This is a genomic window from Thermoanaerobacterium sp. RBIITD (assembly GCF_900205865.1).
GTDB lineage: Bacteria > Bacillota > Thermoanaerobacteria > Thermoanaerobacterales > Thermoanaerobacteraceae > Thermoanaerobacterium.
Genome location: NZ_LT906662.1, coordinates 253,178 through 269,026, shown reverse-complemented (window position 1 = coordinate 269,026; position 15,849 = coordinate 253,178). Strand labels below are relative to the sequence as shown.

The window sequence follows — 15,849 nt, the reverse complement described above, 5'->3', positions numbered from 1 at the left end:
TACGTTATATAAGAATTTGCTGCAAAACTAGGGAAGATAAAGTTATTTGAGCTTGAGAAGCTTGAAAAGATAGTCATAGACATTTCAAATAAAGAACTAAAAATGATTGTAATTTTAGGAGGAATATTAGGATTTATTATAGGTATATTTCAAGCTTTTATTGTACGACTTTTATAGATATTGACAAATTTCGATATCAATTATATAATATATAAAAATTAATATTATTGGCTATGAGAGGGAAAGTAGATATTTTAAAATATCAAAGAGATTGAATGACATTGGCTGAAATCATTCAAATATTTTAAATATTGAAGACCACCCTTGAGCTGCGGATGATAAATCCGATCGGTAATTCCGTTATAATATTGAGTATAATTAAGAGTGGAACCGCAGAAACCTCTGCCTCTTTCGGGGCATGGGGTTTTTTTGTATTTAAATAAAAGGAGGTAAAAACATGAAGATAAAATTAAAAGATGGTACAGAAAAAGAATTTGAAAATGGCCAAAATGTGTATCAAATAGCAAAGAGCTTAAATCAAAAACTTGCCAAAGAAGCACTTGGCGGTAAGTTCAATGGGAAGATTGTTGAACTTTTAACACCTATTAATGAAGACGGGAAATTAGAAATACTGACATTTGATGATGAAGATGGTAAAAAAATTTATTGGCATACAACATCACATATTATGGCACAAGCTATAAAAAGACTTTATAAGGATGTAAAATTAACAATAGGCCCTGCTATAGATAATGGCTTTTACTATGATTTTGATGTTGATGTACCGTTTACTGTAGAGGACTTTGCAAAAATTGAAGATGAGATGAATAAAATTATAAAAGAGGATTTAAAACTTGAAAAATTTGTCCTGCAAAGAGATGAAGCCATAAAGTTCATGGAGGATAAAAATGAGCCGTATAAAGTTGAGCTTATTGAGGACCTTCCAGAAGATGCTGTAATTTCCTTTTACAGACAAGGTGAATTTACAGACCTTTGTGCGGGACCGCATTTACCATCAACTGGTATGGTTAAAGCTTTTAAGCTTCTTTCAGTAGCTGGTGCATACTGGAGAGGCGATGAGCATAATAAGATGCTTCAGAGGATATATGGAATTAGCTTTCCTAAAAAGAGCATGATTGATGAATATCTTAATATGTTAGAGGAAGCTAAGAAAAGAGACCATCGTAAGTTAGGTAAAGATCTTGACCTTTTTAGTATTCACAATGAAGGACCAGGATTTCCATTCTTTCATCCAAAGGGAATGGTACTGAGGAATATACTTGAAGATTTTTGGAGAAAAGAACATGCAAAAAGAGGTTATCTTGAGATAAAGACACCAATTATACTAAATGAAGAATTATGGCATAGGTCTGGTCACTGGGATCATTATAAAGAGAATATGTATTTTACAAAAATAGAGGGAGAAGATTATGCGATTAAACCTATGAATTGCCCTGGAGCACTGCTTGTATATAATTCAACGATGCATAGCTATAGAGACCTTCCATTAAGGTTGTGCGAGCTTGGTTTAGTTCATAGACATGAACTATCTGGCGCATTACATGGGCTTATGAGGGTTAGAAGCTTTACACAAGATGATGCACATTTATTTATGACACCAGATCAGGTTGAATCAGAAATACTTGGCGTTATAAAACTTATAGATTATTTTTACAAAATATTCGGTTTTGAATATTTTGTTGAACTATCAACAAGACCGGAAAATTCAATAGGTTCTGATGAAGATTGGGAAAATGCTACTAATGCTTTAATAAAAGCGATGGAACATATTGGACTGAAATATAAAGTTAACGAAGGTGATGGAGCATTCTATGGGCCTAAAATAGATTTTCATTTAAAAGATAGCATAGGACGTACATGGCAATGCGGAACGATACAGCTGGACTTTCAGATGCCAGAAAGATTCAACTGTGAATATATAGGCGCAGACGGTGAAAAACATAGGCCTGTTATGCTTCACAGAGTTGTATTCGGAAGTATTGAAAGATTTATTGCAATACTTACGGAGAATTTTGCAGGAGCATTTCCAACATGGCTTGCACCTGTTCAAGTAAAAATACTTCCTATATCAGATAAGCAAATGGGTTATGCACAAAATATTTATCAAAGATTATTAGAAAACGAAATTAGAGTTGAGATGGATAATAGAAATGAAAAGATAGGATATAAAATAAGGGAAGCACAATTGCAGAAGATACCATACATGCTTATACTTGGTGATAAAGAAGTCGAAGCAGGTAATGTATCTGTTAGGTCGAGAAGGGAAGGCGATCTTGGTTCTAAATCTTTGCAAGAATTTTTATCAAGTATATTAGAAGAAATAAAAAATAAATCTCTTTAGATAAATCAAAAGATATGAGCTATCTCATATCTTTTCTATATTGATTACTATAGAAAAACATGATAATCTAATTATGAGATTACCATTATGGAGGGTTATCATGGCGACCAAAAATAGGGAGGTCTACAAATATCTCAATTACAACATAAAAATGAATTTACTAAATGGTATAACATTTTCGATAGGTTTTAATATGATCATGCCATTTGTAGGAATCTTTGCAATTAAATTAGGTGCTAATAATTACGAAGTGTCGCTAATAAATTCTTTGCCGGCATTGATGGCTGTTATTGGAATCATACCTGCTGTAATATTCATTAATAGATCAAATAATGTCTTTAAATTTTCTTACATTCTTGAATACATTACAAGAACTTTTTACTTGTTTGTTGCGCTGGTCCCTTTTTTGAATGGCTATAAACCAGAAGCAGTAGTACTATTTGTAGGATTACTTAATTTACCAGCAATTATTGTCGGTATGTGTTGGCAGTCTTTCATGAGTGATTTGATACCAGCCGAATTTCGTGGGAAAGTTTTTGCAGATAGAAATATTTGGACGGGTTTACTTGGAACAGTATCAGTTTTGATAACAGGATTACTGCTTGATAGGATCAAATTTCCATATGGGTATCAAATAATGTTTTTCATTGCCTTCGTTTTTGGTATGTTAGATTCGTACTATTTTTCAAAGCTTCATTATGTAAGCAAAAATGATAAGAAAGAACCAGTAATGCCTTTTTTAGAATCATTCAAATCCATTATAAAATCAAAAAAGTTTATTTATTTTAGCCTTACTTCGTTCATTTTTACATTTACTTGGATGATGGCGTGGCCGATATTTACCATATATAAAGTCGATAACCTAAATGCCAATAATGCTTGGATGAGCATATTTACGATTGTAGGGTCCATAGGATCAATAATTTCTTATAGGAAATGGGCAGAATTAGCAGACAGGAAGGGAAATGGATTAGCTTTAAGCATAAGCACTTTGCTGATCGCTGTTATACCAATTATGTGGGCAAAAGTTACAAGCTTATATTTAGGAGCTTTTGTTGATTTTTACGGTGGTATTGCAACTGCTGGATATTTAATGCTATCATTAAACTGGTTATTGGAGTTATTACCTGATCATAAAGAAAAGATGAATTATATTGCTATCTATACTATTGTAACGCAATTTGCTGCATTCATATCACCAATATTTGGAACGTGGGTATATGAAGTGACAGGCTATTCAACATTTATGTATATAACAACTATTGCAAGAATATTATCCAGTATATTATTTTTTGCAGTAGCAGCGTATAAACCGACGAAGGTAGTTTATAGAAAAGGAGGAGTTTAGATGAGATATTTAACATCTGGTGAAACCCATGGTGAAGCACTTGCAGCAATAATTGAAGGCTTGCCATCAAATCTTTATGTAGATAAAAATTTTATAGATAATGAGCTTAAAAGAAGACAGTCCGGCTATGGAAGAGGAGAAAGGATGGCAATAGAAAAAGATACAATCCATATTTTAAGTGGCATTAGGAATAATAAAACAACGGGTGCACCATTATGTTTTTTAATAAAAAATCGAGATTACGAAAACTGGAAGGACAAGGAAATACCTGAAATAACAAAGCCAAGGCCTGGTCATGCTGATTTATCTGGTGCTATCAAATATAATCAGAGAGACATGAGAAACATACTTGAAAGGGCAAGTGCCAGAGAAACAGCTGCAAGAGTTGCTATAGGCAGCATTGCAAAACTTTTGCTTAATAATTTTGGGATTACAGTTAAAAGCAAAGTATTAGAGATAGGTGGGAAAAAAAACGAAGAAGAATGGAAATTGCGCATAGATGAGGCAAAAAAAGACGGTGATACACTTGGAGGAATTATTGAGATAACAATAGATGGTGTGCCAATTGGCCTCGGCAGCCATACACAATGGGATAGAAAACTTGATGCAATATTAGCATATAATATAATGAGTGTCCAAGCAATTAAAGGCGTGGAATTTGGTATGGGTTTTTATGCTGCGAAAAATAGTGGTCTTATGGTTCATGATGAGATATATTATAACGGAAAATTTTATCGTAAAACAAATAATGCAGGTGGTATTGAAGGTGGTATATCAAATGGGATGCCCATCGTCATAAAAGCGGCGATGAAACCTATACCTACTTTGAGAAAGCCTTTAAAATCTGTTGATATAAATACAAAAGAAGAAATAGAAGCGGTTTATGAAAGGTCTGACGTTACGGCGGTTGAAGCGGCATCTGTTGTACTTGAGGCTGTTTGTGCATGGGTAATAGCAGATGAATGTACAAAAAAATTCGGTGGAGATTCCATATCTGAGATGTTGAATAACTATAACTTGTATAATAAGTATGTTGAGGAATACTAAAATTTGAACTTAAAAGGTATTGACGATGAAAAAAGTATATGCTATAATTTAACATGTGTTTAAGTAGAAGCCCCCGCTTCTCACCTTTCACCGATGGTGTCAGGTTAACAATTGAAATGTTTTATAAACATCGATACTGAAGCGGGCTTATACTCGCTTATTTTTTTTGAAAATTTTAGGAGGTGCGTATTTATTAACAAGGAGCTGCAGGTTAATGAGGAAATAAGAGATAAGGAAGTACGCCTCATTGATCAGGATGGTAATCAATTAGGGCTAATGTCTGCAAAAGAAGCATATAAAATAGCGATGGAAAGACATATCGATTTGGTTAAAATTGCGCCACAGGCTAATCCACCCGTATGTAAATTGATGGACTTCGGGAAGTACAGGTATGAACAAAGCAAAAAAGAAAAGGAATCGAAAAAGAAACAAAAGGTTATAAATATTAAAGAGATTAGAATGACTCCTGCCATTGAAGAACATGATTTTGGTGTCAAATTAAAAAGTGCGATGAAATTTTTAAAAGATGGTAACAAAGTTAAAGTGACTATAAGGTTCAGAGGCAGAGAGGCAGCACACACAACTCTTGCTGAAGAACTATTAAATAAATTTGCAAAAAATATCGAAGAATTTGGTGTTGTTGAAAAAACCCCAAATATGGAAGGTAGAAATTTAATGATGGTAATAGCACCTAAAAACGTTTAATTAAGGAGGATATAAACATGCCAAAAATGAAAACACATAGAGGGGCAGCGAAGAGATTTTCTCTTACTAAAAGCGGAAAGGTAAAGAGAGCTAAGGCTTTTAAAAGACATATTTTAACTAAAAAGACGAGAAAAACCAAGAGAAATTTAAGAAAGATTGCTTACCTATACAGTACAGATGCAAAGAATATCAAACGTTTAATTCCTTATGCGTAAATTAATTAGGAGGTTATAAAGATGTCAAGAGTAAAGTCAGGTAAAGTTACAAGAAAAAGGCATAAAAAGATATTAAAACTTGCTAAAGGGTATTATGGCGCAAAAAGCAAACTATTTAGAGTTGCAAACCAGGCGGTAATGAAGTCGCTTAATTATGCATACATTGGTAGAAAATTAAGAAAAAGGGATTTTAGAAAACTATGGATTGCCAGAATTAACGCTGCAGCAAGAGCAAATGGTATATCATATAGCAGATTTATAAATGGACTTAAAAAGGCAAATATCGAGATAAATCGAAAGATGTTATCTGAAATGGCAATAAATGATGGTAAAGCCTTTGCAGATTTAGTTAACATAGCTAAACAACAGTTAAATGCGTAAATAATTTGAACTTATGGCCCGGTAGGTATATGCCGGGTTTTAGGTTATATTCAGGAAAGTGAAATATAGTATGGTTATAACTAGCGAAAAGAATGAATTAATTAAAGACATTAAAAAGCTTAACAATAAAAAATACAGGTATAAAAGAAGATTATTTTATATAGAAGGCAAAAACAATGTTATTGAGGCTTTAAAGAGTAATTTTAAGATAGAATACATATTGATTTCAGATAGTTATAAAGAAGCATTAAACATTGATAAAGATAAGCTTATTGTCGTTCAAGAAAATGTGTTAAGAAAAATATCTGATACAGTTACACCTCAAATGATAATGGCCGTTATAAAAATGCCCAATTACGATATTGATGATTTAGTCAAGAAAAATGGAATATATATAATAACAGATGAAGTACAGGACCCGGGTAATCTTGGAACAATTATAAGGTCTGCAGATGCCTTTAAAGCTGATGCAGTATTTACAATAAATAATACTGTTGATATATATAATCCAAAAGTATTAAGATCAACAATGGGATCAATATTTCATATACCTGTTGTTAATGTAATTTTATATGGTGAATTAATGGAAAACTTAAAAAAGAATGGTATAAAAATTTTATCAACAAATTTAAAGGCAAAGAAATATATTTATGAGTACGATATTTCAAATAATATTGCTTTAATATTTGGAAATGAATCAAGAGGCGTAAATCATAGCTTAGATAATTACATTGATGGATCATTTTTAATTCCGATGGAAGGAGACTCAGAATCTCTTAATGTATCAATAGCTGCTTCAATATGCTTATATGAATCTCAGAGGCAGAGGTTGATTAAATAGCTCAAAAATGCTATAATATTTGCAAAATATAGCTCAAATGCAATGAAGGAGTAAAGTACATTATAGACGAACACAGGGAGACAGTGCCATAGATTGAGAGCATTGTTGTTTTTAAGTAATGGAAAGTTCCCTCCTGAGCAGTATGCTGAACAAATAGTAGGCATAACCGGGTTATCCGTTATATATAATGAGTGGGCATTATTGCCAAAATAGGTGGTACCACGGTATTATATCTCCGTCCTTTTGTAGATGGAGATTTTTTAATTCTAAAACAAAATTTATATGAAAGGAGAGAATTTACTTGGAAGAGACGTTAAGGAAACTTTTTGAAGATGCAAAAAATGAATTAAAATCAGCAGATAATATGAAGACCTTAGAGGAATTGAGGATTAAATACCTTGGCAAAAAAGGTGAGTTAACAAAAATATTGAGAGGTATGGGAAGTCTATCACCTGAGGAAAGACCTATAGTAGGCAAATTGTCAAATGAGATAAGAAGCGAAATAGAAAATATGCTTACATCAAGAAAAGATGATATCCTAAAAAAAGAGAAAGAAAAAAAGATAAAGAGCGAATATATAGATATAACATTGCCCGGAAATAGAATAGATATTGGTCATAAACATCCGATGACAAAAGTTTTGGATGAAATAAAGGAGATATTTTTAGGGTTAGGATTTTCTATAGCAGAAGGACCTGAAGTAGAACTTGATTATTACAATTTTGAAGCATTAAATACACCACCAGATCATCCTGCAAGAGACCTTCAGGACACATTTTATATAACAAAAAATATTTTACTTAGGACACAGACATCGCCGGTACAAGTAAGGACAATGGAAAAAAATAAACCACCTATAAAAGTTATTTCTCCTGGTAGAGTTTACAGGTCAGACGAAATTGATGCAACACATTCACCAGTATTTAATCAGATTGAAGGGCTTGCTGTTGATGAAGGAATAACAATGGGGGATCTTAAGGGTGTTCTAAATCTATTTGCAAAGAGATTATTTGGTTCAAATACTAAGACAAAGTTTAGACCACATTATTTCCCATTTACAGAACCCAGTGCAGAGATGGATGTATCATGTTTTGTATGTGGTGGCGAAGGCTGTAGAGTATGCGGATATTCTGGATGGATAGAAATACTTGGTTCAGGAATGGTGCATCCGAATGTACTCAGGATGTCGGGAATAGATCCAGAGAAATACTCCGGTTTTGCGTTTGGAATGGGACTTGACAGAATAACCATGTTAAGTTATGGAATAGATGACTTAAGGCTATTATACGAAAATGATTTGAGATTTATCAAACAGTTTTAAGGAGGAAGATTAATGTTAGTATCTGTCGCATGGCTAAAGGATTATGTTGATGTTTCAGTTGATTCAAAAAAGCTTGCTGATGACCTTACAATGTCCGGTTCCAAAGTTGAAACAATAAAAAATTATGGAAATGATATAAAGAACGTTGTAATTGGGAGAATATTATCCCTGAGCAAACATCCTGATGCAGATAAACTTCAAGTTGGCATCGTCGACGTAGGCAATGAGAAATTACAGATTATAACAGGTGCACAAAATATTAAAGAAGGCGATTATATACCTGTTGCACTTCATGGCTCGACACTGCCAGGTGGTGTTAAAATAAAAAGAGGAAAGCTAAGAGGATTGGAATCCAATGGAATGATGTGTTCGGCTAGAGAATTAGGACTTGATGAAAGTATGCTTCCCGAATTTCAAAGGAACGGTATTTTTATATTGCCTGAACTACCTCTCGGCGAAGATGTTAAAAAAGCTCTTGAGCTAAATGATGATGTTATTGAATTTGAAATAACGCCAAATAGGCCAGATTGTCTATCCATAGTTGGTATTGCAAGGGAGACTGCTGCGACATATAGAAAAAGTTACAATTTGCCCAAAATAGAAATAAAGGAAATATCCGAAGAAAATCCTGCAAGGATTACAATTGAAGCAAAGGATTTATGCTATCGTTATGTTGCAAGGGTAGTTAGAAATGTAAAAATAGGTCCATCACCTATTTGGATGCAAATGAGATTATTAAAATCAGGTATAAGACCGATTAATAATATCGTTGATATTACAAATTATGTTATGTTAGAGCTTGGACAACCATTGCATGCATTTGACCTCGATAAGGTTAAAGACAGACACATAATTGTAAGAAGAGCAATAGATGGTGAGAAATTAATAACACTTGATGATAAAGAGAGAATTCTAGATAGCAATATGCTTGTTATAGCAGATACTGATAAAGCAATAGGATTAGCTGGTGTAATGGGTGGACAAAATACCGAGATAACAAGTGATACCGTCAATATTCTTATAGAAAGTGCCAATTTTAAGGGAAGCAATATAAGGTATACATCGAAAAAACTTGGATTGAGGAGCGAAGCATCTTCAAGATTTGAAAAAGGACTCGATCCAGAAATAACTGTACTTGCATGCAATAGGGCAGCACAGCTCATGGCTGATCTCAGTGGTGGAGAAATATTGAAAGATATGGTTGATGTATATCCAGAAACCTTTGAAAACAAAGTTTTAAATATTAGATATGAGAGAATAAACAGCCTTTTAGGAACCAATCTTACACAAAATGAGATGAAAGATTTATTGCAATTGCTTGATTTTGATGTAACTTATGACAATGATATTTTAAGGGTAACAGTACCTGCTTTTAGAAGGGACATAGAAGGTGAAGCAGATATAGCAGAAGAAGTTGGTAGATTATATGGATATAATAATATTGAAGATACACTTTTAAAAGGCACTCAAATAACTGCAGGAATTAAAACGACAGAACAAAAATTAGAAGATAGAGTAAAAGATATATTTTTATCATGCGGTTTAAATGAGATTATAACAACATCCTTTATGGGAATGAAAGACCTTGATAAAATAAATCTACCAGAAGATAGTCCATATAGAAAAGCAGTGAAAATAATGAACCCTCTCGGTGAAGATCAAGGTTATATGAGGACAACATTATTACCGTCGATGATGAATGTTGCATATACGAATTACAGCCGTAAAGTGTCTGATTTTAAAGCTTTTGAAATATCAAAAATTTTTGTTCCTAAATCATTACCAATAGAAGAACTGCCTATAGAAATTAAAACGGCGATTATAGGAATGTATGGTAAAGAGGTTGATTTTCTCAAACTTAAAGGAATTATTGAGGCTTTGATTGAGAGTCTCAATATAAAGGACGTGAAATATGTAAGGAGCAAAAATCCTTTGTATCATCCAGGAAGATCAGCCGATTTGATTATTAATGGTGATAATGTCGGTATTTTAGGTGAACTTAATCCCGACATAACGGAAAATTACGGCATTAATGAAGAAATGTATGTATCTGAATTAAACCTTGAAAAGATTTTTAAAATGGCGAATTTCAAAAGAAAATATAGTCCATTGCCGAAATATCCTGCGGTAGAAAGAGATATAGCCATTCTTGTATCAAAGGACACATATGTAGCGGATATAGAAGATATAATACGAAAAACTGGCGGCGAGCTTGTTGATGATGTAAAATTATTTGATGTATATACTGGTGAAAATATACCAGAAGATAAAAAGAGCGTCGCATACTCAATATGGTATAGGTCATATGAGAGAACTTTGACAGATGAAGAAGTAAAAAAAGTTCATGACAAAATTATTCAAACACTTAATGATAAAATAGGAGCACAACTTAGGTAAAAAGGCCGGAAACGGTCTTTTTTTTCTCAAAAAGAAGGAAATCTGAATTCTTTGTAGAAATAAATAAAGTAACGTTTGATATTGAGGGGATGTTCTTGTGGATATAAAGAAAATTACTGTTAATATAAATGGAAATGATTATATATTAAAAACAGATTATCCCGAAGATTATATAATGAAATTAGCTGGACATTTGAATGAAATAATAGCAGGGATATCTGAAAATTATAGTAAACTGTCCACACAAATGATTTTAGTTTTGGCGGCACTAAATATTACTGATGAGCTTTTTATTTCAAAAGAGGAGAATAACGCATTGAAAAAACAAATTGTATCACTAAAATCAGAGTTAAATAATGACAATGATAAAATAAAGACTTTGTCCGAAGAAATTGAAAATTTAAGAAAGGAACTTGAAGAATCGAGAGAGGAACTAGAAGAATATATTAAAACATTTGATGATGTCAGTTAAATATGATTAAAATATATATTAATAATTTAGATTAAGGTGGTTTAATGAGGAAGATTGAATTATTAGCACCTGCCGGAAACTACGATGTTTTAAAGACCGCAGTAAATTCTGGTGCAGATGCTGTTTATATTGGCGGTAAATATTTTGGTGCCCGTGCATATGCGGAAAATTTTGATGATATCATGCTAAAAGAGGCTGTAGAATATTGCCATTTGCGTGACACAAAAATATATATTGCGGTAAATACATTGATTTTTAATAAGGAATTTGATACCCTTTTAAAATATATTGATTATTTATGCAAGCTTAATATAGATGCGATAATCGTACAAGACTATGGTATCGTGAAATTTTTAAGAGATTATTATCCAGAAATGAAGATGCATGCAAGTACACAGATGACTTTGCATAATTTAGAAGGCGTAAAAGAGGCTTATGATGCCGGGATTAAAAGAGTTGTGCTGTCGAGGGAACTTACACTTAGGGAAATTGAAAATATCGTAAGCAATACAGAAGCTGAAATTGAAGTATTTGCACATGGCGCACTATGTGTTTCGTATTCAGGACAATGCCTATTTAGCAGTATAATTGGAGGAAGAAGTGGAAATAGGGGGCGGTGTGCACAGCCATGCCGGCTAAAATATGACTTTATCGATGATAAAGGTGATATAATAGAACATGATAAGCATTTATTAAGCATGGTCGATTTATGTACAATTGAGCATATCGGTGGTTTGATAAATGCCGGAATACACTCACTTAAAATTGAAGGTAGAATGAAAGAGAAAGAATATGTAGCATCTGTTGTTATGTCATATAGACAAGCTATCGATTCCTATTACAGTAATAAAAAATTCGATGTTTTTAAATATGTTGACATGATGTCTAGCATTTTTAATAGAGGTTTTTCAAGTGGATATCTTTTTGAGAAAAAGCCTAAGGAAATGAGCTATGATAATCCTAAGAATAAAGGAGTTATTGTCGGTGAAATTGTGTCAAAGCAAAACGATAGTTTTAAGCTTAAATTGATAAGGCCACTTTCAAATGGTGATGGTATATCAACAGAGAATGGTAAATACGGCTTTAAAGTTGATAAAATTATTAATAATGGAAAAGTGGTAGATAATGCAGAGGCGGGACAAATTGTAGAAATACAAAGGAAAGTTCCCGTTAAAAGAAGTGATTTTATTTATAAGACATATGATTACGAGTTAAATAAAAGTCTTATTAATATCACTGAAAAGAAGTCTCCTGTATCAATTTACATAAAGATGAGTGAAAATGAGCCACTATTTATTCGCATTGAAAATAACGAAAATATAGTTCATAATGAGGGAGAGATTAAAGCCGAAAAAGCAATGAAAAAAGCTTTTGATAGGGATATTTTGGTAGATAAAATATCCGCAATTAATGATACGGCTTTTTCTTTGAAGGATATAGAAGTTGAGATTGAGGATGGACTATTTTTACCAGTTAGTGAAATCAAAGAAACTCGAAGACGTGCGATTGAAAAACTTAAGAAACTTAAATTAAATTATAATGATTCAAAAGAAGTTGATTTTAAATTGCCATTGATTAATAAAAATAAAAGACAAAAATGTAAGCTTTCATTTTACAGCGAAAAGCTAAGTCATGTTCAAATTGCTGCTGAATTAAATATTGATAGAATTTATTTCAACTATAAAATGGATATTGATAACATTAAGGGTATTAAAAATTTAATTGGCGAATATGATATTATTCCTGCTTTTCCTCAAATTTTAAGAGAAGAAATGAATGATGCTAAGTTCGAACTTATAAAATTAAAGGATACAGGATTTAAGAAAATATTGATCTCAAATTTAGGGCTATACAGAGTTGCTAAGGAGATGGGTTTTAAAATATGCATTGACTATAATCTCAATATATTTAACAGTATGGCAGTTAATTTTTTCAACTCAACTGATACAATAACATTATCACCAGAGTTGAATTTAGTTCAAATAGAGGATATAACAAAAAGGCACACTATGAAATTTGAAGCTATCGTATATGGGAAACTTCCACTTATGACGATGGAATATTGCCCTATAAAAAATTTACATGGATGCGATAAGAAAATGTGTGAAACCGGGGAATATATTCTAAAAGACAGAAAAGGGAATTGCATGAGTATATTAAGCGATGGATTTTGCAGAATAAGGATATTAAATTCTGATGTGTTAATGATGATTGATAAAATAGACGACCTTATGAAAAGCGGACTTTCATATTTAAGAATTAATGATACAATAGAAAAAGACGAGGAAATAAAAAACGTGTTATCAGCTTACAAAAATGCATTAGATGGAATAGATTACAATTTACAAATAAAAAATTATACTAGAGGTCATTTTTATAGAGGGGTATTATAATGGAGGATAAATATTATAAAAATTTAGAATATGACAAAATTATTAATTTTATTGTTGAATACTGTGATTCTGAAACTGGTAAAGAAAAAGCGTTAAATATAAAACCATATAATGATATCAATATAGCTTTAAAAGAACTTGATAAAGTAAATGAAGCTATATCATTTATAAGCTCATATGGCGATATAGATTTTTCATTTAAAAATATAAGTGATATTTTAAATAAGGCAAGGATAAACTCAACACTAAATGCTGGACAACTTTTAAAAATTTCAAGATTTTTATCATTATCTGGAAGGGTAAAAGCTTATTTGAGAAATAAAAAGGATGAAAATAGTTATCCACTGCTTAGTGAATATAATAGCAGATTAACTCATCTTAAAGATTTTAATGAAAAAATTGATAGAATAATAATTTCAGAAGATGAGATATCAGATGATGCATCGCCGCTTTTGAAAGACATTAGAAGACAAAAAGTAAATATAAATAATAAAATAAGGGATACTCTAAACTCAATAATAACTTCATCATCAAAGGAACTTCAGGACCCTATTATAACAGTAAGGGATGGCAGATATGTTGTTCCTGTTAAGCAAGAATATCGTGGCACATTTAAGGGTATCATACATGACCAATCCTCAAGTGGTGCTACATTATTTATAGAGCCTATGCAGGTTGTTGAATTAAATAATGATTTAAGACAGGTGGAACTAAAAGAACAACAAGAAATCGAACGAATCTTGATAGAGCTAACAAAAGAAGTTAGTGATCATGTTTCTGAAATTCATGAAAACATGGTAGTACTGACGGAGCTTGATATAATTTTTGCAAAGGCGAAATATTCTATTAAGACAAATGCAACTAAGCCTTTGTTTAATACAAATCGATATATAAATTTGAAAAATGCAAGACATCCTCTACTACCACCGGATAAGGTAGTACCTATAAATGTATACTTAGGAGACGAATTTGATACGCTAGTCATAACAGGACCAAATACTGGAGGAAAAACAGTTACACTTAAGACAATAGGTCTACTTACATTAATGGCAATGACCGGGTTAAATATACCTGCAGACGAAGGCTCAGAAATTGCTTTTTTTGACGACATATTTGTCGATATAGGTGATGAACAAAGCATTGAGCAAAGCTTAAGCACATTTTCAGCACATATGACAAATATAGTAAAGATATTGGATAGTGTTTCAAATAATAGTTTGGTATTGCTTGATGAGCTTGGGGCTGGCACAGATCCTATTGAAGGTGCTGCACTTGCAATGAGTATTTTAGATTTCCTTCATAGAATAGGAGCTCGTACTATTGCGACAACACATTATAGTGAGCTTAAGCAGTATGCACTAAAAATGGATGGTGTTGAGAATGCTTCTGTTGAATTTGATGTTGAAACATTAAGGCCCACATATAAGCTAACAATAGGTATACCTGGCAAAAGCAATGCATTTGAGATAAGCAGAAGGCTTGGACTCCGTGAAGATGTTATTGATAATGCAAAGAATTATATAACCGGTGAAGTTTTAAGATTTGAAGACATAATTAAAGACCTAGAAGAGAAAAGAATCGAAGCGGAAAGGTCTAAACAAGAAATAGAACAATTAAAGCATAAAATTAATGAAATTAAAGAGGAATATGAGAAGAAAAAGAGACAAACTGAGGCAGAGAAAGACAGGATACTTGAAAAGGCAAGAGAGAAAGCTAAAAAAATTTTAGATAATGCAAGGATAGCTTCCGATGAAATAATATCAAAATTACGGGAAGCTGAAAAATCAGATAGAAAAAATAAGCTTATAGAAGAAGCAAGGCAAAAACTTAAGGAGAATATAAGCGACTTAGAAAATGGGCTTACAAAAACAAAAGTACCAACATATACAAAAATTCCCAAGAATATAATGCCTGGTCAATCAGTATATATTGTACCACTTGATCAGACAGGAACAGCGCTTTCTTCACCTGATAAAGATGGAAATGTTAAAATACAGGCAGGAATTTTAAAGATGAATGTTCATATAAGCAATTTAAGAGAAGCAGAATCACAGGAAGAAAAAGATATTGAAAGTGGTTTTAGTACTTATATGAATGAAAAATCATCAAGTATAAGTACATCGATAGATTTAAGAGGTAAGAACTTAGAAGATGCCGAATTAGAAGTTGATAAATACATTGATGATGCATACCTCGCCGGATTGAAACAGGTAACAATAATACATGGCAAAGGTACGGGTACATTGCGAAGTGGAATAACAAGACTTTTAAGACAAAATAAACATGTCAAATCATACAGGCTTGGAAGATATGGCGAAGGTGAAGACGGTGTAACAATTGTAGAAATAAAAGAAAAATAAGTAACCA

The 15,849-nt window shown here is 32.3% G+C and carries 13 protein-coding genes and 2 other annotated features; all 13 genes read left to right on the top strand.

Annotated elements, in window-relative coordinates:
* The first annotated feature begins 36 nt into the window (after positions 1–36).
* The 13 genes from CPG45_RS01335 (at position 37) to CPG45_RS01275 (ending at position 15,842) form a co-directional block, all read left to right on the top strand.
* On the top strand, positions 37–177 hold the full coding sequence (locus tag CPG45_RS01335; RefSeq protein WP_255405162.1) for a DUF445 family protein: 141 nt from the start codon (positions 37–39) through the stop codon (positions 175–177).
* Positions 178–457: 280 nt separating this feature from the next.
* Positions 458–2,362 (top strand): threonine--tRNA ligase, encoded by a 1,905-nt coding sequence (gene thrS, locus CPG45_RS01330; RefSeq protein ID WP_096230282.1) that lies wholly within the window; start codon positions 458–460, stop codon positions 2,360–2,362.
* A 100-nt stretch (positions 2,363–2,462) separates the two neighbouring features.
* Positions 2,463–3,710: an MFS transporter gene (locus tag CPG45_RS01325; RefSeq protein ID WP_096230281.1), complete on the top strand. Its 1,248-nt coding sequence runs from the start codon at positions 2,463–2,465 to the stop codon at positions 3,708–3,710.
* On the top strand, positions 3,711–4,757 hold the full coding sequence (gene aroC / locus CPG45_RS01320; RefSeq protein ID WP_096230280.1) for a chorismate synthase: 1,047 nt from the start codon (positions 3,711–3,713) through the stop codon (positions 4,755–4,757).
* A 55-nt stretch (positions 4,758–4,812) separates the two neighbouring features.
* Positions 4,813–4,928, top strand: a sequence feature (ribosomal protein L20 leader region).
* 21 nt (positions 4,929–4,949) lie between these two features.
* Positions 4,950–5,462 (top strand): translation initiation factor IF-3, encoded by a 513-nt coding sequence (gene infC / locus CPG45_RS01315; protein ID WP_231969060.1) that lies wholly within the window; start codon positions 4,950–4,952, stop codon positions 5,460–5,462.
* A 17-nt stretch (positions 5,463–5,479) separates the two neighbouring features.
* Positions 5,480–5,677, top strand: coding sequence for a 50S ribosomal protein L35 (rpmI, locus tag CPG45_RS01310; RefSeq protein ID WP_096230279.1), 198 nt, complete (start codon positions 5,480–5,482; stop codon positions 5,675–5,677).
* A gap of 21 nt (positions 5,678–5,698) precedes the next feature.
* Positions 5,699–6,058 (top strand): 50S ribosomal protein L20, encoded by a 360-nt coding sequence (gene rplT / locus CPG45_RS01305; RefSeq protein WP_096230278.1) that lies wholly within the window; start codon positions 5,699–5,701, stop codon positions 6,056–6,058.
* Positions 6,059–6,128: 70 nt separating this feature from the next.
* Entirely contained in the window at positions 6,129–6,899 is a 771-nt protein-coding gene (locus CPG45_RS01300) for a TrmH family RNA methyltransferase (protein WP_096230277.1), read from the top strand.
* A gap of 33 nt (positions 6,900–6,932) precedes the next feature.
* Positions 6,933–7,145: a binding site (T-box leader), on the top strand.
* 55 nt (positions 7,146–7,200) lie between these two features.
* A complete protein-coding gene (gene pheS, locus CPG45_RS01295) occupies positions 7,201–8,220 on the top strand; it encodes a phenylalanine--tRNA ligase subunit alpha (protein WP_096230276.1) in 1,020 nt (339 codons plus the stop codon).
* Between the two features lie 12 nt (positions 8,221–8,232).
* Positions 8,233–10,617: a phenylalanine--tRNA ligase subunit beta gene (gene pheT / locus CPG45_RS01290; protein ID WP_096230275.1), complete on the top strand. Its 2,385-nt coding sequence runs from the start codon at positions 8,233–8,235 to the stop codon at positions 10,615–10,617.
* A gap of 97 nt (positions 10,618–10,714) precedes the next feature.
* Complete coding sequence (locus CPG45_RS01285; RefSeq protein ID WP_096230274.1) at positions 10,715–11,089, top strand: cell division protein ZapA; 375 nt, start codon at positions 10,715–10,717, stop codon at positions 11,087–11,089.
* A gap of 44 nt (positions 11,090–11,133) precedes the next feature.
* Positions 11,134–13,482 carry a U32 family peptidase gene (locus tag CPG45_RS01280; protein WP_096230273.1) on the top strand — a complete coding sequence of 783 codons (2,349 nt, stop codon included), beginning with the start codon at positions 11,134–11,136 and terminating at the stop codon, positions 13,480–13,482.
* A complete protein-coding gene (locus CPG45_RS01275; protein ID WP_096230272.1) occupies positions 13,482–15,842 on the top strand; it encodes an endonuclease MutS2 in 2,361 nt (786 codons plus the stop codon). Before CPG45_RS01280 ends, CPG45_RS01275 begins: the two co-directional genes overlap by 1 nt.
* The last annotated feature ends 7 nt before the right edge of the window (positions 15,843–15,849 follow it).

Coding starts and splice junctions, on each gene's coding strand:
- thrS (WP_096230282.1), top strand. CDS start 458: ATGAAGATAAAATTAAAAGATGGTACAGAAAAAGAATTTGAAAATGGC.
- CPG45_RS01325 (WP_096230281.1), top strand. CDS start 2,463: ATGGCGACCAAAAATAGGGAGGTCTACAAATATCTCAATTACAACATA.
- aroC (WP_096230280.1), top strand. CDS start 3,711: ATGAGATATTTAACATCTGGTGAAACCCATGGTGAAGCACTTGCAGCA.
- rpmI (WP_096230279.1), top strand. CDS start 5,480: ATGCCAAAAATGAAAACACATAGAGGGGCAGCGAAGAGATTTTCTCTT.
- rplT (WP_096230278.1), top strand. CDS start 5,699: ATGTCAAGAGTAAAGTCAGGTAAAGTTACAAGAAAAAGGCATAAAAAG.
- CPG45_RS01300 (WP_096230277.1), top strand. CDS start 6,129: ATGGTTATAACTAGCGAAAAGAATGAATTAATTAAAGACATTAAAAAG.
- pheT (WP_096230275.1), top strand. CDS start 8,233: ATGTTAGTATCTGTCGCATGGCTAAAGGATTATGTTGATGTTTCAGTT.
- CPG45_RS01280 (WP_096230273.1), top strand. CDS start 11,134: ATGAGGAAGATTGAATTATTAGCACCTGCCGGAAACTACGATGTTTTA.
- CPG45_RS01275 (WP_096230272.1), top strand. CDS start 13,482: ATGGAGGATAAATATTATAAAAATTTAGAATATGACAAAATTATTAAT.